The organism is Pseudomonas sp. IAC-BECa141, from assembly GCF_020544405.1.
In the GTDB taxonomy this organism is placed as follows: domain Bacteria; phylum Pseudomonadota; class Gammaproteobacteria; order Pseudomonadales; family Pseudomonadaceae; genus Aquipseudomonas.
The window spans coordinates 607,594-629,475 of the sequence record NZ_CP065410.1 but is presented as its reverse complement, the minus strand read 5'-3'; the positions used below and the strand labels follow the sequence as shown (position 1 = coordinate 629,475).

Annotated in this window: 16 protein-coding genes, 2 tRNA genes and 1 pseudogene; 4 read left to right on the top strand and 15 right to left on the bottom strand. The window is 60.5% G+C overall.

Annotated elements, in window-relative coordinates; translation table 11 throughout:
- Positions 1-99: 99 nt before the first annotated feature.
- The 8 genes and pseudogenes from I5961_RS02780 to rnr form a co-directional block, all read right to left on the bottom strand.
- A complete protein-coding gene (locus I5961_RS02780; RefSeq protein WP_085701302.1) occupies positions 100-2,403 on the bottom strand; it encodes a YgiQ family radical SAM protein in 2,304 nt (767 codons plus the stop codon).
- Between the two features lie 112 nt (positions 2,404-2,515).
- Positions 2,516-3,912: pseudogene (dnaB, locus tag I5961_RS02775) on the bottom strand (replicative DNA helicase).
- A 120-nt stretch (positions 3,913-4,032) separates the two neighbouring features.
- The gene (rplI, locus tag I5961_RS02770; RefSeq protein ID WP_003186385.1) at positions 4,033-4,479 is read right to left on the bottom strand and encodes a 50S ribosomal protein L9; all 447 of its coding nucleotides are present in this window, start codon (positions 4,477-4,479) and stop codon (positions 4,033-4,035) included.
- 19 nt (positions 4,480-4,498) lie between these two features.
- Positions 4,499-5,389, bottom strand: a complete 891-nt coding sequence (locus tag I5961_RS02765; RefSeq protein WP_085703406.1) for a hypothetical protein — start codon at positions 5,387-5,389, stop codon at positions 4,499-4,501.
- A gap of 36 nt (positions 5,390-5,425) precedes the next feature.
- Complete coding sequence (gene rpsR / locus I5961_RS02760) at positions 5,426-5,656, bottom strand: 30S ribosomal protein S18 (RefSeq protein ID WP_002551829.1); 231 nt, start codon at positions 5,654-5,656, stop codon at positions 5,426-5,428.
- Positions 5,657-5,684: 28 nt separating this feature from the next.
- Entirely contained in the window at positions 5,685-6,113 is a 429-nt protein-coding gene (rpsF, locus tag I5961_RS02755) for a 30S ribosomal protein S6 (RefSeq protein ID WP_007950702.1), read from the bottom strand.
- 307 nt (positions 6,114-6,420) lie between these two features.
- Entirely contained in the window at positions 6,421-7,188 is a 768-nt protein-coding gene (rlmB, locus tag I5961_RS02750; protein WP_085701305.1) for a 23S rRNA (guanosine(2251)-2'-O)-methyltransferase RlmB, read from the bottom strand.
- Positions 7,185-9,815 (bottom strand): ribonuclease R, encoded by a 2,631-nt coding sequence (gene rnr, locus I5961_RS02745; protein WP_085701306.1) that lies wholly within the window; start codon positions 9,813-9,815, stop codon positions 7,185-7,187. The genes rlmB and rnr overlap by 4 nt, the downstream gene beginning before the upstream one ends.
- 225 nt (positions 9,816-10,040) lie before the next feature.
- On the opposite strand from rnr, the gene I5961_RS02740 reads away from it, so the two are divergent.
- From I5961_RS02740 to I5961_RS02725, 4 genes are all read left to right on the top strand, one after another.
- A tRNA-Leu gene (locus I5961_RS02740) sits at positions 10,041-10,127 on the top strand.
- Between the two features lie 180 nt (positions 10,128-10,307).
- Positions 10,308-10,394 (top strand) — tRNA-Leu (locus tag I5961_RS02735).
- Between the two features lie 191 nt (positions 10,395-10,585).
- Positions 10,586-11,596, top strand: a complete 1,011-nt coding sequence (locus I5961_RS02730) for an extracellular solute-binding protein (RefSeq protein ID WP_227234269.1) — start codon at positions 10,586-10,588, stop codon at positions 11,594-11,596.
- Positions 11,596-13,161, top strand: a complete 1,566-nt coding sequence (locus I5961_RS02725) for an ABC transporter permease (RefSeq protein WP_227234267.1) — start codon at positions 11,596-11,598, stop codon at positions 13,159-13,161. The genes I5961_RS02730 and I5961_RS02725 overlap by 1 nt, the downstream gene beginning before the upstream one ends.
- A 41-nt stretch (positions 13,162-13,202) precedes the next feature.
- Here I5961_RS02725 and I5961_RS02720 read toward each other — a convergent pair whose 3' ends face one another.
- The 7 genes from I5961_RS02720 to hfq all read right to left on the bottom strand — a co-directional run bounded on the left by I5961_RS02720 (position 13,203) and on the right by hfq (position 21,835).
- Complete coding sequence (locus I5961_RS02720; RefSeq protein ID WP_085703496.1) at positions 13,203-15,137, bottom strand: methyl-accepting chemotaxis protein; 1,935 nt, start codon at positions 15,135-15,137, stop codon at positions 13,203-13,205.
- Positions 15,138-15,277: 140 nt separating this feature from the next.
- Positions 15,278-16,570: an adenylosuccinate synthase gene (locus tag I5961_RS02715; protein WP_085701309.1), complete on the bottom strand. Its 1,293-nt coding sequence runs from the start codon at positions 16,568-16,570 to the stop codon at positions 15,278-15,280.
- A 54-nt stretch (positions 16,571-16,624) separates the two neighbouring features.
- Positions 16,625-17,812, bottom strand: a complete 1,188-nt coding sequence (locus I5961_RS02710; RefSeq protein ID WP_227234265.1) for an ATP phosphoribosyltransferase regulatory subunit — start codon at positions 17,810-17,812, stop codon at positions 16,625-16,627.
- A gap of 313 nt (positions 17,813-18,125) precedes the next feature.
- Complete coding sequence (gene hflC / locus I5961_RS02705; RefSeq protein ID WP_085701310.1) at positions 18,126-18,995, bottom strand: protease modulator HflC; 870 nt, start codon at positions 18,993-18,995, stop codon at positions 18,126-18,128.
- Complete coding sequence (hflK, locus tag I5961_RS02700; protein WP_085685164.1) at positions 18,995-20,164, bottom strand: FtsH protease activity modulator HflK; 1,170 nt, start codon at positions 20,162-20,164, stop codon at positions 18,995-18,997. Before hflK ends, hflC begins: the two co-directional genes overlap by 1 nt.
- Before the next feature lie 96 nt (positions 20,165-20,260).
- Positions 20,261-21,562 carry a ribosome rescue GTPase HflX gene (gene hflX, locus I5961_RS02695; protein ID WP_085701311.1) on the bottom strand — a complete coding sequence of 434 codons (1,302 nt, stop codon included), beginning with the start codon at positions 21,560-21,562 and terminating at the stop codon, positions 20,261-20,263.
- A gap of 12 nt (positions 21,563-21,574) precedes the next feature.
- Positions 21,575-21,835, bottom strand: coding sequence for an RNA chaperone Hfq (hfq, locus tag I5961_RS02690; RefSeq protein ID WP_007902656.1), 261 nt, complete (start codon positions 21,833-21,835; stop codon positions 21,575-21,577).
- Positions 21,836-21,882 lie beyond the last annotated feature (47 nt).

Below are 21,882 nucleotides of genomic sequence, written 5' to 3'. Positions count from 1 at the left end.
CTAGAGGCATTCCCACGCAGACGGTTCGACGCCTCGACGTGGGAACGATCAGCAAAACGCCAACCCGAAGGTTGGCGTTCTGTTCAGCTCAAGTGCGTTTCAGCGCGGTACGACCGGCTTGCGTGCCGGTTTCGGCCCTTTGCCTTTCGCCGCTTCCTTGCGCTCCTTGGCGGCCTGCTGGTTGCGGGCGAATGCCGCGGCCTTGGCCTGTTCACGCTTGTCCCAAGGATTGCCGCCGTCGCTGGCACGCGGTGGCAGACCGGTGTGCTGGGTGAGGATCTTGGTGGTCTTCTCTTTCGCGACCTTATGGCTGCCGGCCGGCGTCGAGTTCTTGCGACGGGCACTCTGGTAGCTGTCGGTGGCCGGCTGATGCAGCGGGATCAACTGGTGCTTGCCCGGCCCGATCAGGTCGCCACGGCCCATGCGGATCAGCGCTTCACGCAGCATCGGCCAGCCCTTAGGATCGTGATAACGCAGGAACGCCTTGTGCAGGCGGCGCTGCTCCTCGCTCTTGACGATGGTCACGCCGTCGCTCTTGTAGGTGACCTTGCGCAGCGGGTTCTTGCCCGAGTGATACATGGCGGTGGCCGAGGCCATCGGCGACGGATAGAACGCCTGCACCTGGTCGGCACGGAAACCGTTGCCCTTGAGCCACAGAGCCAGGTTCATCATGTCCTCATCGGTGGTGCCCGGGTGGGCCGCGATGAAGTACGGAATCAGGTACTGCTCCTTGCCCGCCTCCTTCGAGAACTTCTCGAACATGCGCTTGAAGCGGTCGTAGGTGCCGATCCCCGGTTTCATCATCTGGTTGAGCGGACCTTCCTCGGTGTGCTCCGGGGCGATCTTCAGATAACCACCGACGTGGTGGGTCACCAGCTCCTTGACGTATTCCGGCGATTCGACCGCGAGGTCGTAGCGCAGACCCGAGGCGATCAGGATCTTCTTCACGCCCGGCAGCGCACGGGCGCTGCGGTACAGCTGGATCAACGACGAGTGGTCGGTGTTCAGGTTCGGACAGATGCCCGGGAACACGCAGGACGGCTTGCGGCACGCGGATTCGATTTCCGGGCTCTTGCAGGCGATGCGGTACATGTTCGCGGTCGGGCCGCCGAGGTCGGAGATGACGCCGGTGAAACCTGGCACCTTGTCGCGGATCTCTTCGATTTCGCGAATGATCGACTCTTCGGAACGGTTCTGGATGATCCGGCCTTCGTGCTCGGTGATCGAGCAGAAGGTGCAGCCGCCGAAGCAGCCACGCATGATGTTCACCGAGAAGCGGATCATGTCGTAGGCCGGGATCTTTTCCTTGCCATACGCAGGATGCGGGACACGTGCGTAAGGCATGCCGAACACGTAGTCCATTTCTTCAGTGGTCATCGGAATCGGCGGCGGGTTGAACCAGACGTCGATCTCGCCATGCTTCTGCACCAGCGCGCGGGCGTTGCCCGGGTTGGTTTCCAGGTGCAGCACGCGATTGGCGTGGGCATACAGGACCGGATCGTTACGCACCTTTTCCATCGACGGCAGGCGGATCACGGTCTTGTCACGGGTCATTTTCGGGCTGGCCAGGATCTGCACGACCTTGGCTTCCTGCGGATCATCGACAGGGCCTTTTTCCTGCTCGATGGCGCAAGCCGCCGTGTCCTGGGTGTTGACGTACGGGTTGATGATCTTGTCGATCTTGCCCGGACGGTCGATGCGCGTGGAGTCGACTTCGTACCAGCCCGCCGGGGTGTCACGACGGATGAACGCGGTGCCGCGCACATCGGTGATGTCTTCGATCTTGTGACCGTAGGACAGACGCTGGGCGACTTCGACAATCGCTCGCTCTGCGTTGCCGTAGAGCAGGATGTCGGCGCTGGCGTCGATCAGGATCGAGTTGCGCACGCGATCTTGCCAATAGTCGTAGTGGGCGATGCGGCGCAGGGAGGCTTCGATGCCGCCGAGCACGATCGGCACGTGCTTGTAGGCTTCCTTGCAGCGCTGGCTGTAGACCAGGCTCGCACGATCCGGACGTTTGCCGGCCATGCCGCCCGGGGTGTAGGCGTCGTCGGAGCGAATTTTCTTGTCCGCGGTGTAGCGGTTGATCATCGAGTCCATGTTGCCGGCCGCGACGCCGAAGAACAGGTTCGGCTCGCCGAGCTTCATGAAATCGTCTTTGGACTGCCAGTCAGGCTGGGCGATGATCCCGACGCGGAAGCCTTGCGACTCCAGCAGCCGGCCTATGATCGCCATGCCGAACGACGGGTGATCGACGTAGGCATCACCCGTGACAATGATGATGTCGCAGGAATCCCAGCCAAGCTGATCCATCTCCTCCCTGCTCATCGGCAGAAATGGCGCCGGCCCGAAACATTCGGCCCAGTATTTTGGATAGTCAAATAACGGCTTGGCTGCTTGCATGTCGATGACCGGTGTTGAGGTGCAAAATCGCGGGCGCGGAATATAGCACAAAAAATGACCAATTCCGACGGCTGTGGTCGGAAATATCATGGGCTGTCAGACGAGGGCGGAGTTACTCGTCGTCGTCGAAGTTGTAACTGCCCGGCGCGAGGTTTTCGAAGCGCGTGTACTTGCCGATGAAGGCCAGGCGGATGAAACCGATCGGGCCGTTCCGCTGCTTGCCGATGATGATTTCGGCGATGCCCTTGTGTTCGGTTTCCGGGTGATACACCTCGTCCCGGTACACAAACATGATCACGTCGGCGTCCTGCTCGATCGCTCCGGATTCCCGCAAGTCGGAGTTCACCGGACGCTTGTTGGGACGTTGTTCCAGGGAACGGTTGAGCTGCGACAGGGCAACCACGGGGCAGTTGAATTCCTTGGCCAGGGCTTTCAGGGATCGGGAGATCTCGGAAATCTCGTTGGTCCGGTTGTCACCACTGGAGCCGGGGATCTGCATCAACTGCAGGTAGTCGATCATGATCAGGCCGATGTCGCCGTGCTCGCGCACCAGACGCCGGGTCCGGGCACGCATCTCCGACGGGCTGATACCCGCAGTGTCGTCGATGAACAGCTTGCGATCGTTGAGCAGATTGACCGCCGAGGTCAGGCGCGGCCAGTCGTCGTCTTCCAGCTGGCCGGAACGCACCTTGGTCTGGTCGATCCGACCGAGGGACGACAGCATACGCATGATCAGCGATTCGCCTGGCATCTCGAGGGAGTACACCAGCACCACCTTGTCGCTGCGCAACACGGCGTTTTCCACCAGGTTCATCGCGAAAGTCGTCTTACCCATCGACGGACGGCCGGCGACGATGATCAAGTCGGCCGGTTGCAGGCCGCTGGTCTTCTCGTCGAGGTCGGTGTAGCCGGTGGACAGGCCGGTGATCGCATCCGAGGTGTTGAACAGCGTATCGATGCGGTCGATGGCCTTGGTGAGCAGGTCATTGACACCCACCGGGCCGCCGGTTTTCGGCCGGGCCTCGGCAATCGCGAAGATCTGCCGCTCGGCTTCGTCGAGGATTTCCTCGGCGGTGCGACCCTCGGGTTGAAGGCGCTGTCGGCAATTTCGGTGCTGATACCGATCAGCTGACGCAACGTCGCACGCTGGCGGACGATCTGCGCATAGGCCTTGATGTTGGCGACGGACGGCGTGTTTTTCGCCAGCTCGCCAAGATAACCGAGGCCGCCGACCTGCGAGGTCTGACCTTCCTTGTCCAGTTGTTCGGCAAGGGTCACGACGTCGATTGGCAGGTTCTGATCGGCCAGTTTGGCGATCGCTCGGAAAATCAGACGGTGGTCATGTCGGTAGAAATCGCCGTCGGAGACTTGATCGAGCACCCGTTCCCAGGCGTTGTTGTCCAGCATCAGACCACCGAGCACGGCCTGTTCGGCCTCGATGGAATGCGGCGGCACCTTCAGCGCGGCGGTTTGCAGATCATATTGCTCGGGAGCGGAGATTTCGTTCATGGCCACTTTTTAATCAGGAAAAGCAGGGAGTGCAGAAAGACAAAGGGCACGACCTGTAAACAGGATCGTGCCCGATGTTAACCGTCTGCCGGACAAGCCGCCAGTCGATCAGGGTGTTGCTTAAGCTGCTACCACGACAACGCGTACGGTGGCTTCAACTTCGGCGTGCAGGTGCACAGCCACGTCGAATTCACCCACGTTGCGGATGGTGCCGTTCGGCAGACGAACTTCGCTTTTCGCAACTTCAACGCCGGAGGCGGTCAGTGCGTCAGCGATGTCGTGAGTACCGATCGAACCGAACAGCTTGCCTTCGTCGCCAGCGGTGGCAGTGATGGTCACTTCCAGCTCGGCCAGTTGGGCAGCACGGCTTTCAGCCGATGCTTTACGGTCTGCGGCGGCTTTTTCCAGCTCAGCGCGACGCTCTTCGAACGCAGCCAGGTTGGCAGCGGTCGCAGCGGTGGCTTTGCCGAAAGGCAGCAGGTAGTTACGGCCGTAACCGGCCTTAACGTTTACTTTGTCGCCCAGGTTGCCCAGGTTGGCGATTTTTTCCAGAAGGATCAGTTGCATGTGGAAATCCTCTTAACTTTTAACCTTCACCGTTCGCGTTATCGGTGTCTTTCGACACCCGACCGCGAAAATCAATCAGGCTGTCGACAATGGCCAGAACCACGAGCAACGGATAGATCAGCTGCATGAACAGCAACAGCGTCACGTACAACCCCACCAGCCAGAAACCGGCCAGTCGCCTTTGCGCCACCAGCCCGTGAATCAGGGCCAGCCCGGCGAACACCAGCGGTACACTGCACAACGGCGTCAACATGGCCATCTGTGCACCGAGGTTCGGGCCCAGAAGCATCAACGCCAGCAGTAACATCGCCAGCCCCAGCGGGATCCGGATGGCGCGAAACTCGCGACCAAAACCACCCGGGTTGTACAACAACGCCTGCCAGTACCGCCCGACAATCAGGCTCAGCACGCTGACGATCTGCAACAAGGCCGCAATCAGGCCGGTCAGGACCGGTGCGATCAGCGACGCGAAACGCGCCTGCTCGTCTACCGACAAATGTTGGTAGGCATCACCGAGAAGCGCGGGCATGACCTTTATCAAGGCCTGCGCCAGCATCTCGATCTGGGGCGCAAACGCCGCCCCGAGCACCACTGAAAACACCAGCCCCATGGCCACGCTGACCAGCAGCGTACGGACCCAGGACTCGCTTGCGCGCAACACCAGCGCAAGCCCCGAAGACCCCAGCAGCACCAGAAGCGCACGTGGGTCATCGGCATACAACCACCAGATCAATGCCGGCAGCAGTCCCAGCGACACGACGCCCAGGGCGTCGGCCAATCCGCGCCGCAGAAGCACCAGGCTTCCGGCGGCAGCACCCAACCAATACAACAACGGCAATGTTGCACACCCGGCCACTACAAGAGTGGCCTGCATACGGCCGCGCATGATGAACTCAGCTAAGGCACGCATGCATTCAATCCTTTGCTACTTGTCGACTGCCCGGTCTCAGCGGCCGTGGCTGTCGGTGTAGGCCAGCAGGGCCAGGAAGCGGGCGCGCTTGATAGCGGTGGCCAGCTGACGCTGATAACGAGCTTTGGTACCGGTGATGCGGCTTGGAACGATTTTGCCGGTCTCGGATACGTAGGCTTTCAGAGTGTTGAGATCTTTGTAGTCGATCTCCTTCACGTCTTCAGCGGTGAAGCGGCAGAATTTACGACGACGGAAGAAACGTGCCATTTGATAGGCTCCTTAAAAGGTCCGTGGATTACTCGTCAGCGTTATCGCTGTTGTCGCTGTCGCTATCGCTGTCATCGCCATCGGCGCTGCCATCGTGCTCAGGACGTTCGCGACGCTCACGGCGCTCACTGCGGTTTTCTTCAGCCTTGAGCATCTCGGACTGGCCGGTAACGGCTTCGTCGCGACGGATGACCAGGTTACGGATCACAGCATCGTTGTAGCGGAAGTTGTCTTCCAGCTCGGCCAGGGCCTTGCCGGTGCACTCAACGTTCAGCATCACGTAGTGAGCCTTGTGAACATTGTTGATTGCGTAGGCCAGTTGACGACGGCCCCAGTCTTCCAGACGGTGGATTTTGCCGCCGTCTTCTTCGATCAGCTTGGTGTAACGCTCAACCATGCCGCCGACTTGCTCGCTCTGGTCAGGGTGGACCAGAAAGATGATTTCGTAATGACGCATGAATGCTCCTTACGGGTTGTAGCCTGCCGCTCAAAAACGGTCAGACAAGGAGTGAATGACACTTATGGACTTGCTGGCGCGGGGCACATGCATGCCTGCCGCCACAGCAAGGGGCGCAATTGTAGAGAAGGGACTGAAGAGGTGCAAGGCAATTGGTGATTATTTGAACAGTCACCATTGCGGGTCACACCACAAAGCACTGCGGGAGCGAGCCTGCTCGCGATTGGGGGAAACACTCAACAATGATGCTGAATGTAACTCCGCTTTCGCGAGCACGCCCGCTCCCACATTTGAATCGCCGTATGGCTCAAGGCTTTTTGGCAGCTGCCCTGGCCTTGGCACCGCGCTGGCGCTGGGCTTCGAACAGGCACACGCCTGTCGCCACGGAAACGTTGAGACTGCTGACGCTACCGGCCATCGGCAGGTGCACCAGGTAATCGCAATGCTCGCGGGTCAGGCGACGCATGCCTTTGCCTTCGGCACCCATGATCAGGATGGTCGGGCCGGTCAGGTCCTGGTCATAGATGCTGACCTCGGCCTCACCCGCCGTGCCGACAATCCACAACCCGCGTTGCTGGAGTTTTTCCAGGGTGCGCGCAAGGTTGGTGACGGCCACCAGCGGAATCACTTCCGCCGCGCCGCAGGCCACTTTACGCACGACAGGCGTCAGAGTGGCCGACTTGTCCTTCGGCACGATGACCGCCAAAGCACCGGCTGCGTCCGCCGAACGCAGGCACGCGCCGAGGTTGTGCGGGTCGGTCACGCCGTCGAGCACCAGCAACAGCGGCGCGCCCTCGGTGCGATCTAGCAGTTCGTCGAGCATCGCCTCGCCCCAGACCTGGCTCGGGCTAACGTCCGCCACCACGCCCTGGTGCACGCCTTCGACCCAGGCATCCATTTCGCGGCGCTCGGCCTGACCGATCTGAACCCGGTTTTCGTTGGCCAGTTCAATGAGCGTCTGCACTCGCGGATCGTTACGGCTTTCGGCCAGCCAGATCTGCTTGACGCGCTTAGGGTGGTGACGCAGCAACGCTTCTACCGCGTGAACGCCGTAGATTTTTTCCAACTGACTCATGACTTCGCCTTCGGTTTACGTGCCCCGCCGCTTTTGGCTGGAGCGGAACCCGCTTTCGGCGGGCCCTTGCGGTGTTTGCTCGGCTTGGCTGGCTTGCCGCCGGAGGCCTTGTCAGGCGCCGACCGTCCGGTCTTTCCCCCGGACGCCGCTTTACCACCGCTCTTGGCGTCGGCCAGCAAGGCCTTTTTCAATTCACGGCTTTTGCGCAGCTCGGCGTTTTTCGCCACGGCATCGCTCGGACGATAGGCCTCGACAGCTTTTTCCTTGGCCGGACGACGGCTGGCGGTTTTTGCCGGAGCTTTTTCTTCCACAGCCTTGGCCGCCGGAGCAGTCGCCTCGGCGCCACGCTTCTTGCGGCCGATCGGCGCGCTGATGGTTTTTTCAGCCATCTCGAAGTCGATCTTGCGCTCGTCGAGATCGACGCGCATGACGCGCACTTCAACGGTATCGCCAAGACGGAAGCTGCGACCGGTGCGCTCGCCCGCCAAGCGGTGGTGCACAGGGTCGAAGTGGTAGTAGTCGCCCGGCAGTGCGGTGACGTGCACCAGACCTTCGACGTAGATATCGGTCAGTTCGACGAACAGACCAAAACCGGTCACGGCAGTGATCACGCCCGGGAACGATTCGCCCACGCGATCCTTCATGAACTCGCACTTGAGCCAGTTCACCACATCGCGGGTCGCTTCGTCGGCACGGCGCTCGCTCATCGAGCACTGCTCGCCGAGCTGCTCCAGCGCTGCTTCGTCGTACGGATAGATGCGCGCCTTCGGAATGGTCATCGCGCCGGCACGACGAACGTGCGGGGTGTCCTGTTTCGAATGGATCACGCTGCGGATCGCCCGGTGCGTGAGCAGGTCCGGGTAACGACGGATCGGCGAGGTGAAGTGGGTATAGGCTTCGTAATTCAGGCCGAAGTGGCCTTCATTCTGGGCGCTGTACACCGCCTGACTCAGGGAACGCAGCATCACGGTCTGGATCAGGTGGAAATCCGGACGGTCCTTGATGCTGGCCAACAGGGCCTGATAGTCCTTCGGCGACGGGCCATCCTTGCCTTTGTGCAGGGACAGACCGAGCTCACCCAGGAACGCACGCAGTTTTTCCAGACGCTCCGGTGGCGGGCCGTCGTGGACGCGGTACAGCGCAGGGATCTCGTGCTTCTTCAGGAATTCGGCGGTGGCCACGTTGGCCGCCAGCATGCATTCCTCGATCAGCTTGTGCGCGTCGTTGCGGGTGGTCGGACGGATTTCGGCAATCTTGCGCTCGGAACCGAAGATGATCCGGGTTTCCTGCGTTTCGAAATCGATCGCGCCACGCACGTGACGGGCAGCCAGCAATACCTTGTACAGCGCGTAGAGCTGCTTCAGATGCGGCAAGACGTCGGTGTATTCACCGCGAAGCTTGCGACCTTCGGCGGCCTTCGGCGTTTCCAGCATCGCACTGACCTTGTTGTAGGTCAGACGGGCGTGAGAGTGAATCACCGCTTCATAGAAGCAGTAGTCGGTCATTTCGCCGGACTTGGAGATGGTCATCTCGCAAACCATGGCCAGACGGTCGACGTGGGGGTTCAGCGAGCACAGACCGTTGGAGAGCTGCTCCGGCAGCATCGGCACCACGCGCTCGGGGAAGTACACCGAGTTGCCACGGACCTGGGCTTCGTTGTCCAGAGCCGAACCGATCTTCACGTAGCTGGAAACGTCGGCAATCGCCACGTACAACTTCCAGCCGCCGGAGAACAGGCGCAGTTTGCCGGGCTTGGCTTCGCAATAGACCGCATCGTCGAAGTCGCGGGCATCTTCGCCGTCGATGGTGACAAACGGCAGATGGCGCAGGTCGACGCGCTTCTCTTTGTCTTTCTCTTCGACTTCCGGCTTGAGCTTGCCGGCTTCCTTCAGAACGGCTTCAGGCCAGACGTGCGGAATGTCGTAGGTGCGCAGGGCGACATCGATTTCCATGCCCGGCGCCATGTAGTTGCCGACGACTTCGATCACATCGCCTTGCGGCTGGAAGCGCGGAGTCGGCCAGTGGGTGATTTTCACCTCGACGAACTGACCGATCTGGGCGTTGGCGTTGCGGCCCGGCGTCACCAGCACTTCCTGCTGGATCTTCGGGTTGTCCGCGACGACGAAACCGATACCGCCCTCTTCGAAGTAACGGCCGACGATGCTTTCGTGGGCACGGGACACCACTTCGACGATCACACCTTCGCGACGACCACGACGGTCCAGCCCGGAAACACGGGCCAGGGCACGGTCGCCGTCGAACACCAGACGCATTTGCGCCGGGCTCATGAACAGGTCGTCGGAGCCGTCATCCGGCACCAGGAAGCCGAAGCCGTCGCGGTGACCGCTGATGCGGCCGAGGATCAGGTCGAGCTTGTCCACCGGCGCATACGTGCCACGGCGGGTGTAGATCAGTTGAGCGTCGCGCTCCATGGCGCGCAGGCGGCGGCGCAGGGCTTCAATCTGGTCTTCCGTGGTCAGACCAAACTCTTCGACCAGTTGCTCGCGGGCAGCAGGCGAACCCCGATCAGCAAGGTGCTGAAGGATCAGTTCGCGGCTGGGAATAGGGTTTTCATATTTTTCCGCTTCACGAGCGGCCTCGGGATCGAGGGACTGCCAATCGGCCATTAGAGAGTTTTCACCTTGTCTATATGCGGGTTAGTTTGGCATAGGCGCCATCAAACGGGAAATTTCCGACTATATAAGGCGCGTCTGGAGCCTTGTATCGACGCCTGAAGGGCGTTTTGAACACCGCTGGTAAAAAAAACCATTTTTTTTGCTGGCAGGGGTTTACAGTTAAAAACACGCTCCGTATAGTGCGCGCCATCGACGACGTACACACGTTGGCGAGATGCCCAGGTGGTGAAATTGGTAGACACGCCAGCTTCAGGTGCTGGTGACCTTACGGTCGTGGAAGTTCGAGTCTTCTCCTGGGCACCAATTTCGAGTTTGAGACTAGATCAGTTTCAAGACCCACACAAAACCCGCGAAAGCGGGTTTTGTGCATTCTGCGCCCGGAATTTTTCTGAAAATGATTTATTAAAATCAAATCAGGGGTTTACAGATCAAAAGGCGCTCCGTATAGTGCGCCACATCAACGGCGGCAACGCTGAAGATGAAGCCCAGATGGTGAAATTGGTAGACACGCCAGCTTCAGGTGCTGGTGACCTTACGGTCGTGGAAGTTCGAGTCTTCTTCTGGGCACCAATTCAAATTCAAGGTCACGATCTTGAATTTCACAAAAACCCGCGAAAGCGGGTTTTTGCGTTTCCGGGGTCTGGAAAAGATGAATCCAAACGTCTACCAGACCTACCCTTTGCCCACAAGGCGCACTTGAGAAACAATATCGTTTATCATTGTTGCAAGTTTTTGCAATGCGACAGTGAGGAACCCTGCGAATGATGTTTCGAAATACCCTGCGCCGCGGCTTGACCTTCACCCTGCTCAGCCTGGCACTCGCCACTCCCCTCACCCAGGCTGCCGACGCGGTTTCCCTGACTCTCTATAACGGTCAGCACAAGGAGGTCGGCGACGCCATCGCCAAAGCCTTCGAAGCCAAGACCGGCATTCACGTCAGTGTACGCAAGGGCAGCAGCAATCAGCTGGCCAGCCAGATCATCGAAGAAGGCGACCGCTCTCCCGCCGACGTCATCTACACCGAAGAATCCCCACCGCTGAACAACCTCGGCGAACTCGGCCTGCTGGCCAAGACCGACGACGCGACCCTGGCCGTTCTGCCGAAAGAATACGTCGCCGGCAACGGCACCTGGATCGGCGTCACCGCCCGGGTTCGCGTAGTGGCCTTCAACCCGAAACTGGTCGATGAAAAAGACCTGCCAAAATCGGTGCTGGATTTCGCCGACCCGCAGTGGCAAGGCAAGGTCGGTTTCGTACCGACCAGCGGCGCGTTCCAGGAACAGGCAGTCGCCATCATCAAGAAACACGGTCGCGACGCCGCCGAAGAATGGCTGACCGGACTGCGCGCCTTCGGCAAGACCTATAGCAACAACATGGTCGCCCTCAAGGCTGTGGAAAACGGCGAAGTCGCCACCGTACTGGTGAACAACTATTACTGGTTCGCCCTGCAGCGGGAAAAAGGTCAGCTTGATTCGAAACTGCATTACTTCACCGGCGGCGACGTTGGCGGCCTGATCACCGTGTCCAGTGCAGCCGTGCTGAAATCCAGCAAACATCCAAAAGAAGCCCAGCAGTTCCTCGCCTACATGGCCAGCGAAGAAGGCCAGCGCGTCATCACCCAGACCACTGCCGAATACCCGCTGCATAAAGGCATGGAATCGGATCGCGGTCTCAAGCCGTTCAACGAACTGGAAGCACCGGATGTCACGCCCGCCGATCTCGGCAATGCCGAAGAAGCGCTGGAGCTGGAACGCGAAGTTGGCCTGAACTGATGACCACATCGTTATCCGCCCCCGCCACGCGCGGGGGTTACGTGCCACGGCGCAAGCGGCCGTCGATCTGGCTGGTGCTACCGGTGTTGCTGCTGGTGGTCATGAGCCTGCTGCCGCTGGCCTACGTCGGCCTCAAAGCCTGGCAAGCGGGCTGGACCGAAGCGCTGCACTTGCTGTGGCGCCCGTACGTATTCGGCCTGCTGCGCAATACACTGGCGCTGATGGTTGGCGTGACGGTGACTTGTGGCGTGATCGGCCTGTCGCTGGCCTGGTTACTGGAGCGCAGCAACCTGCCGGGCCGGCGGCTGTGGGGCGTGATTCTTTGCCTGCCGTTCGCGGTGCCGGCGTTTGTCAGCAGCTTTACCTGGGTTTCGCTCAGCGCGCAGTTCGAAGGACTCGGCGGGGCGATCCTGGTGATGAGCCTGTCGAAGTACCCGCTGATCTTTCTGCCGGTAGCCGCCACGCTGCGCAATCTTGATCCCTCCCTTGAGGAATCGGCACGGACGCTGGGCCAGAATCGCTTGGGCGTTTTTTTCCGCGTCACCCTGCCCCTGCTCTGGCCTTCACTGCTGGCTGGTTCGCTACTCATTGCATTGCACATGCTGGTGGAGTTCGGCGCACTGTCGATCATTGGCCTGCAAACCTTCACCACCGCGATCTATCAGCAATTCGAACTGGAATTCAGCAATGCCAACGCAGCGATGCTGTCGGCGGTTTTGCTGGTGCTGTGCCTGATGCTGTTGTGGCTGGAACTGCGCGTGCGTGGCAAGGGCCGCCATGTGCGTACCGGCCAGGGCGCGGCGCGCCGGGCTGAACAAGTGCGACTTGGGCCGTGGGCGATCGCAGGCCAGTTGTATTGCCTGATGCTGGCGGTTGTCGGCAGCGGGATTCCGCTGGGCATGCTGGCTTACTGGCTCGCCGTGGGATCGTCAGCGGCCTTTCCGGTGGCCGCAATCACTGAAGCCTTGCTGTCTTCACTGGCGCTATCGCTGGGTGGCGCGGGATTGTGTCTGGTGCTGGCGGTACCGGTCGGATTGCTGGTAGTGCGCTACAAAGGCCAACTGGCGATCTGGGCCGAACGCCTGCCCTATCTGCTGCACGCCCTGCCGGGACTGGTGATTGCCCTGACGCTGGTGTATTTCGCCCTGCATTACGTGCCGGTGCTGTACCAGACCTCCGCGCTACTGCTGATCGCCTATGCGCTGCTGTTTCTGCCGCTGGCTCAGGCACCGATCCGCACGGCGCTGAACAAGGCCGCACCGCAACTCGAAGAAGCCGCCCGTACGCTGGGCGCATCGTCGTTCACGGCGTTCTGCCGAGTGACCCTGCCGATCATCTTCCCGGCACTGGGCGCCGCCTTTGCGCTGGTGTTTCTGGATGCCATGAAGGAGCTGACGGCGACGTTGCTGCTGAGTCCGACGGGGCTCAACACCTTGGCGACGGAAGTCTGGGCGCACACCGCTAATGTCGAGTTTGCAGCGGCAGCGCCTTATGCGGCGTTGTTGATTGTGGTATCGGGATTGCCCGTTTACCTGCTGACGACCCAGATGTATTTGAGCCGATAAAAAAATCGCAGCCGAGGCTGCGATTTTTTTTGCCTGTCACATCAAGCCCGAAACTGGCCCAGACTGGCCTTGAGTTGCGCCGCCAGACCATCCAGCACCTTGCCGCTGGCCGTGGTTTCGACCACCGCCTGAGCGGCTTTCTCGGCCTGGGCATGAATCGTCTCGACCCGCCCGCGCACTGCCTGCGCGCCCTGCGCCTGATGCGCCGCAGCCTGAGTCGCCAGCCCGATCGCCGCATGCACCTGCTCGACCGACGCCTGAACCGACTGCTGCAACCGCGCGCTGTCTCGCAGCACCAGCAAGCCTTCGCTGGCCTGACGCCCGGCCTGGCCGATCGCTTCCACCGCTTCACGGGCTCCCTGCTGCAAAGCCACAATGTGCGCCTGAATGTCGCCGGTGGAACTTTGGGTCTTGCTCGCCAACGCGCGGACTTCATCCGCCACCACCGCAAACCCGCGACCGGTCTCGCCCGCCCGGGCCGCCTCAATGGCCGCGTTGAGCGCCAGCAGGTTGGTCTGCTCGGCGATACCGTGAATCACGGTCAGCACCACTTCGATCTGTTCACTCTGCTGCGCCAGCCGTTCGATGACTTTCGCCCCGGTATCGACCTGTCCCGCCAACGCCTCGATAAGGCTGCCGACCTTCGCCGAAGTGCGAGTGTTCTCGTCGGTGGCCTGCCGAATATCCACCACCTGTTTCAACGCGGCCTGCATCGCATGGCTTTCCGACTGTGCTTCGTCGGCCATTTGCGACAGTGCCCGCAGACTTTCAGCCACTTCATCACGCTGCATCCCGGCCGCCGCATCGGCACCGGCGTTGCGCAGAGTCATGGCACCGATTTCCACACCGGTACGCTGAGCCACATCCCCGGCCTCACGCACGATTGGCTGCAACTTATCCACAAAGCGGTTGACCGCCGAAGCCATGTCGCCGATTTCGTCCTTGCTGTTGATCTGCACACGCTTGGTCAGATCGCCCTCGCCTGCTGCCAGATCATCCATCGCCGCGTTGAGCATTTTCAGGCGCTTGACCACTCGATGACCAAGCACGACCGCTAGCAGCAACAGCACGCCGGCACCGACCAGCGCCAGGCCCATGCCGATACGCCAGCGCAGGGTGGCTGCAGCATCCTGCACGGTACTGGTGGTGTTGGCCTTCATTTCGGCAGCCGTGGACTGCGCCGATTGCAAGCGCGCGCGCATGGCGGTGGCACTGTCGGCCGCAGCGCCCTTGAGGCTGTCGCCGACCAGTTGATCGCTGCTGGCAATCAACGCCGCGAAGCGCTGATCGAGTGCCGCCAGATCGGCTTCCACCGAAGCAGTCGAGACGCCCATCAATACCTTGCCGATCTCCACGCCATTGGGGTTGATCGAGGCTTCCAGGTAGTAGACCGACGGATCGTTCTTCGCCGCATCCAGCACTTTATCCAGTGCCCGCTCACCCTGGCCCTTTTCCAAAAGGGCCTTGTTGATCGGGTTTTCACGGTTGAGGTAGCGGGTCAGATGCTGGCCGGTGGCGTCGTCATACACCACGAACAGCACGTTGGGGTTGCGCTGGGCCCGGCGGGCGAATTCGGACAGGGTCGGCACGTCGCTGTCCCACATGGCGCGAGGCGCCACCGAGGCCAGCAACTGAGCCATGTCATTGGCCGAATCCTTCAGGTCTTTTTCCAGCGTCGCACGCAACTGCGCCTGCTCGTCCTTCAGACGCGAGGAAAGACCGGCGGTCAGGCGCTGACGGGTATTTGAGGACAGGTTGTCCAGGCTCGATGTGACTTCGCGCCCGGCCTGCTCCAGCTCACCGGACAATTTCTGGCTGTCGGCGCCCAGGCGGGTGCCGAGATCGGCTTCCAGCGCAGTCACGGTGCTCCGCGTCAGGGCAACGGCCACCAGCACTTGCACCAAAAGGGCGATACCAAGGGTAACGAACACGGGCCGCAACAGACGGCTTTGTAACAGTGAGAGAACGGCTGACACTTTGAATCCCTCTACTTCTGACGCCATTAATTTGATGGCACTCTTGTAGACAGAATCACAGCAAAGGTCATGCCGTCCAACAGGCATAAACGACAAAGGCCCCGATGAAGGGGCCTTTGTGTTTTTACATCAACGACTTATCAAGCGAACGGATGACGCAGAACGATGGTTTCGTTGCGGTCCGGGCCCGTCGAAATAATGTCGATCGGCGCGCCGACCAGCTCTTCGATGCGCTTGATGTAGTTGCGTGCAGCCTGTGGCAGCTCTTCCAGGGTCTTGGCACCCAGGGTCGATTCGCTCCAGCCCGGCATCTGCTCGTACACCGGCTCCAGGCCAATGTAGCTGTCAGCATCTGTCGGTGCATCGATCATGGCGCCATCAGCGTTCTTGTAACCCACGCAGATGTTGATGGTTTCCAGACCGTCCAGCACGTCCAGCTTGGTCAGGCACAGGCCCGAGATGCTGTTGACGTCGATGGCGCGACGCAGAATGTTGGCATCGAACCAGCCGCAACGACGGGCGCGACCGGTAGTGGCGCCGAACTCATGACCACGCTTGGCGAGGAACGCACCAACATCGTCGAACAGTTCGGTCGGGAACGGACCCGAACCGACACGCGTGGTATAGGCCTTGGTAATACCGAGGATGTAGTCGATGAACATCGGGCCGACACCTGAACCGGTCGCGATGCCACCGGCAGTGGTGTTGGAGCTGGTCACGTACGGGTAAGTACCGTGGTCGATGTCCAGCAGCGAACCCTGAGCGCCTTCGAACATGATGTCCTTGCCGGCGCGACGCAGGTCGTGCAGCTCGGCGGTGACGTCGAGCATCATCGGCTTGAGCAGTTCGGCGTATTCCATGCACTCGTCGAGTGTCTTCTGGAAGTCGATGGCCGGCTCTTTGTAGTAATTGACCAGTACGAAGTTGTGGTAATCCAGCAACTCGCCCAGCTTGGCGGCGAAACGCTCACGGTGGAACAGGTCACCGATGCGCAGGCCGCGACGTGCAACCTTGTCTTCGTACGCCGGGCCGATGCCGCGACCGGTGGTGCCGATCTTCATCTCGCCACGGGCCTTTTCACGGGCCTGGTCCAGTGCCACGTGGTAGGACAGGATCAGCGGGCAGGATGGGCTGATGCGCAGGCGCTCGCGAACCGGTACGCCCTTCTCTTCCAGCTTGGTGATTTCCCGCAGCAGGGCGTCAGGTGCAACCACCACGCCGTTGCCGATCAGGCACTGCACGCCTTCGCGCAGCACGCCCGACGGGATCAGGTGCAGGACGGTTTTCTCACCGTCGATCACCAGGGTGTGGCCAGCGTTGTGGCCACCCTGGTAGCGCACTACGGCGGCAGCATGTTCGGTCAGCAGATCAACGATCTTGCCTTTGCCCTCATCACCCCATTGGGTGCCCAGGACTACGACATTCTTACCCATAACACTTGTCCTCATTCGCGCAAACTTGGTGCCGGCGGTGGCCGGCAGGAAAACTCAGGAAGCCAGTGGCGATACTTGCCAAAGCCCGTTCTGCTGGATCAATTGCCGGTCGCAGTCCGCATCACGGGCGGCGGCCAAAGGTTGTCCAGGCAATGCCTGAACGACACGCTGACCCTCACTGCGCAACTGGCAAACCTGCTGCCAGAGTGCCGCATCCGTACTGTCAGGCATCCAGATACCGCCAGACGGTAGCTCGATCTCAGCACGCCCCAGGGTCACCAGGGTTTTCAAATCGGTGGAGAAGCCGGTGGCCGGACGGGCGCGACCGAAGTCGGCGCCGATGTCGTCGTAGCGACCGCCCTGAGCGATGGACTGGCCAACACCCGGCACGAACACCGCGAACACCACACCGGTGTGGTAGTGATAACCGCGCAGCTCGCCCAGGTCGAAGTACAGCGGCAATTCCGGGAAGCGCACTGACAGGCGCTCGGCGATCGCCAGCAAATCTTCCAGCGCCGCCAGTACTGGCGCCGGCGCATTGGCCAGACGCTCGCGGGCAGCGGTCAGTACTTCACGGCCGCCGCACAGATCGACCAACGCACGCAACATGCCGGACACATCGGCCGGCAGACCTTCGGTCAAGGTAATGACCTCGTCGATGGCCTTGCGTTGCAGCGCATCGAACAACTGCTGCTCGACTTCACCCGACAGACCGGCCGCCTGAGCCAGACCGCGGTAGATGCCGACATGCCCGAGGTCCATGTGCACGTCCGGCACGTCGGCCAGTTGCAGCATGGCCAGCATCAGGCTGATGACTTCGACATCGCTGCTCGGGCTGGCATCGCCGTACAACTCGGCGCCCAGCTGGATCGGGCTGCGCGAAGACGACAAGGCACGTGGCTGGGCATGCAGCACGCTGCCGGCGTAGCACAGACGGCTCGGGCCTTCGCGACGAAGGGTGTGCGCATCGATGCGCGCCACTTGCGGCGTGATGTCGGCACGGAAACCCATCTGCCGGCCCGATTGCGGGTCGATGACCTTGAAGGTACGCAGATCCAGGTCCTGGCCCGCGCCGGTCAGCAGGGATTCCAGGTACTCGATATGGGGAGTCACGACAAACTCGTAACCCCAGCTCTGGAACAGATCCAACACCTGACGACGCGCGACTTCAATGCGCGCCGCTTCCGGTGGCAGTACTTCTTCGATGCCATCTGGCAGCAGCCAGCGGTCTACCGTTGCCATTACGCCATTCCCCTTAGATCCGGGCGGCCAGCCCGAGGGCGAGCCTTGAGTGAAGCAGAAAATGACCGGCCCGTTCAAAACGCACGCGCATGAACGACGCGGCGAAAGGCCTGTTACCGGCTTCGCCCATCACTTTCCTCGAAAAACTGTCGGGCCATTCAACCCGATCTTCTGCAACAAAAACAGCAATCAAACGTGCAGACGCAAAAAAGCCGGGAATTTCCCGGCTGCCGCATCATACACACGTTTTCCCAAAGGATCACCCCGCCCGAGGTTTTAGCCGCCGGGCGGAGTAATTCAGGTCAACGTCGTATCAAGGCTTGGCCTTCTCCAGATACTTGAAGAAGTCGCTGCTTGGGTCGAGGACCATGACGTCGGATTTGTTCGCGAAGCTTTCACGGTAGGCACGCAGGCTACGGTAGAACGCGTAGAAATCCTGATCCTGACCGTAGGCCTTAGAGTAGATCGCAGCGGCCTGGGCGTCGCCGTCACCGCGAATCTCTTCGGATTCACGATAGGCTTCAGCCAGCAACACGCGGCGTTGACGATCGGCGTCGGCACGGATGCCCTCGGCCAGCTCGTTACCTTTGGCGCGGTGCTCGCGAGCTTCACGCTCACGCTCGGTGCTCATACGTTCGAACACGCTGCGGTTCACTTCTTTCGGCAGATCGATGGCCTTGACCCGGACATCGACGACTTCGATACCCAGCTCTTTTTCCGCCATCTTGTTCAGCGACGCCGTGATGTCAGCCATCAGCGCATCGCGCTCACCCGACACCACTTCGTGCAGGGTGCGCTTACCGAACTGGTCACGCAGGCCCGATTCCAGACGACGGGAAAGACGCTCGTCGGCAATCTGCTTGAGGCCGGACGTTGCGGTGTAGAAGCGCTCGGCATCTTTCACGCGCCACTTGGCGTAGGCATCGACCATCACGGCTTTCTTTTCCAGCGTCAGGAAGCGCTGCGTCGGCGCATCCAGCGTCATCAGACGTGCGTCGAATTTACGCACCTGGTTAACGTATGGAACCTTCACATGCAGACCCGGCTGGACGTCAGCCTGAACCACGCGACCGAATTGCAGCAACACCGCGCGCTCGGTCTGAGCGACGATGTAGAAGCAGTTCCAGCCAATCAGTACCACGACAACGCCAACGATCAGGGCGATCAGCGATTTATTGCTCATCAGCGGGTCTCCCTTGTACGCGACTGCGGCAGGTCAGTGACATGCGGCGTGACGTCCGTGTTGTTGCTGGCGGCAGCCGAACCGGTGACCGGCGCATTGCTGCCCGAACTGTTCTGAATCATCTTGTCCAGCGGCAGGTAAAGCAGATTGCTCTGGCCATTCTTGTTGCCGGTCACGAGTACCTTGCTGGTGCTGCTGAAGACTTCCTGCATGGTGTCCAGGTACAGACGCTGGCGAGTAACCTCGGGCGCCTTGCGATACTCGGCAACCAGCTTGGTGAAGCGATCCGCCTCACCCTTGGCGCGCGAGACCGTTTCGTCACGGTAACCGTTGGCATCTTCGAGGATGCGCTGGGCCTGACCACGAGCTTCCGGCACCACGCCGTTGGCGTAGGTTTCAGCCTGGTTGCGCGAACGCTGTTCGTCTTCACGGGCGCGGATCACGTCATCGAAGGCTTCCTGCACTTCACGCGGTGCCGCTGCGCTCTGTACGTTGACCTGGGTGACCGTGATACCGGTGCGATAGGTATCGAGGAAACGTTGCAGACGCTCCTTGATCTCGCTGGCCATCAACTCACGACCTTCGGTCAGCACCTGATCCATCGCGGTGGAACCCACCACATGGCGCAGCGCACTGTCGGTCGCATGTTGCAGGCTGATTTCCGGCTGGTCGACGTTCAGCACGAAGTCCTGCAGGTTGCTGATCTTGTACTGCACGGTCAGCGGCACTTCGACGATGTTCTCGTCTTCGGTCAGCATCTGGCCCTGCTTGGTGTAGGCACGCTCACGCGTGACGTTCTCCATGTACTTCTTGTCGATCGGCGGGAAATAGATGTTCAGGCCGGGACCGACAGTCTCGTAGTACTTGCCGAAGCGCAGCACCACGGCTTGCTCCTGCTCGTCCACGACGTACACCGCGCTGTACAGCCAGACCGCCGCCAGCACGACGAGGCCGATGCCGAGCAGGCCGCCGAAGCCGCCGCTCTTGCCCGAGCCGCCACCGTCATCACCGCGTTTTTTTCCACCACCGAACAACCCGTTCAGGCTTTCCTGCAGCTTTCGGAAGGCCTCGTCGAGATCCGGCGGCCCCTTGCGGTCGCCGTTGTTGCGACGCTTGCCACCCCAAGGATCCTGATTGTTCGAGTTGCCACCCGGCTCATTCCAAGCCATAGCGCTCTCCATCTGATAAAGCAAAGACGCACCCACGGCGCGCCGACCAATGCTACAGAATGCCTGCCGTTGCGGCACAACCGCTTTGCCAGGCTTTTATTGCAAAGTGTGTTGCTCGATGAACTCCGTCGGCACAACGCCTTCACGACTGACCAGTCGATTGAGCTCCGAGCGTGGCAATCGAACGGCCAGCAAGCTGACCCCTTCTTCGTCGTGTTCTTCTTTCTGCACCGCACCCAGTTCGAAGAACTGGGCACGCAGACGCGCGAACCGCTGAGGCAGGCGCAGGGTTCCCACGAACAGGTCACTGCCCAACAACTCGGCAATCGCCTGCTCGAGCAATTCCAGACCGGTGCCATCACGCGCCGACAGCCAGACCCGCTGAGGCTTGCCGTTTTCATCGCGCTGGATTTGTGGCTCAACGCCTTCAAGCAAATCGAGTTTGTTATAGACCTCGAGGATCGGCAAGTCCTGAGCACCGATCTCGCCCAGCACCACCATCACCTGCTCGATCTGCAACATGCGATCCGGTTCGGCCGCATCGATCACGTGCAACAGCAGGTCGGAATTGCTCGACTCTTCGAGCGTAGACCGAAATGCCTCGACCAGTTTGTGCGGCAAGTGGCGGATGAAACCCACGGTGTCGGCCAGAACAATCGGCCCCAGGTCATCCAGATCCAGACGGCGCAGGGTCGGGTCGAGCGTGGCGAACAGCTGGTCAGCCGCGTACACCTCGGACTTCGTCACGTTATTGAACAGTGTGGATTTACCGGCGTTGGTGTATCCCACCAGAGACACGGTTGGGATATCCGCACGCGAGCGGCCGCGACGCGACTGTTCGCGCTGGCTGCGCACTTTTTCCAGCCGCCCCTTGATCTGGCGCAGGCGAACCCGCAGCAGTCGCCGGTCGGTTTCGAGCTGGGTTTCACCCGGACCGCGCAGGCCGATACCGCCACCCTGACGCTCAAGGTGAGTCCAGCCGCGAACCAGCCGGGTGCTCATGTGGTCAAGCTGGGCCAGTTCTACCTGGAGCTTGCCCTCATGGGTACGGGCGCGTTGGGCGAAAATATCGAGAATCAGACCGGTACGGTCAATCACGCGACACTCGAAGACACGTTCGAGGTTACGTTCCTGACTGGGCGTAAGGGTGTGATTGAAGATGACCAGATCGGCTTCTTTGGCGTGAACCAGGTCGCGCAGTTCCTCGACCTTGCCGCTGCCAATCAGGTATTTGGCGGTTGGCCGATGACGCGGCACGTTAAAAAACGCAACGGTCTCGGCGCCAGCCGAATTTGCCAGTTCCTGAAACTCCTGCGGATCTTCGCGCGCCTCAGGGTCCTGTCCATCCAAGTGAACGAGGATGACTCGTTCACCACCACCGTGGCGCTCAAAGAACAAAGGAGACTCCTATCAGGCGTTACCTGGCTCAGCGTCACCTGCTTCGGATTCGGTTGCGCTTGGCAGACGAATTGGACGAACCGGCACGACTGTAGAGATAGCGTGTTTGTAAACCATCTGGCTGACGGTGTTCTTCAGCAGGATAACGAACTGGTCGAACGACTCGATCGTGCCTTGCAGTTTGATCCCGTTTACCAGGTAGATGGAAACCCCCACTTTCTCTTTACGTAAAGTATTCAAGTAAGGGTCTTGTAGCGAATGCCCTTTTGACATGTGCCGCACTCCTTTAAGGATTCAAAATAAAAAATAGGTAAACAGAT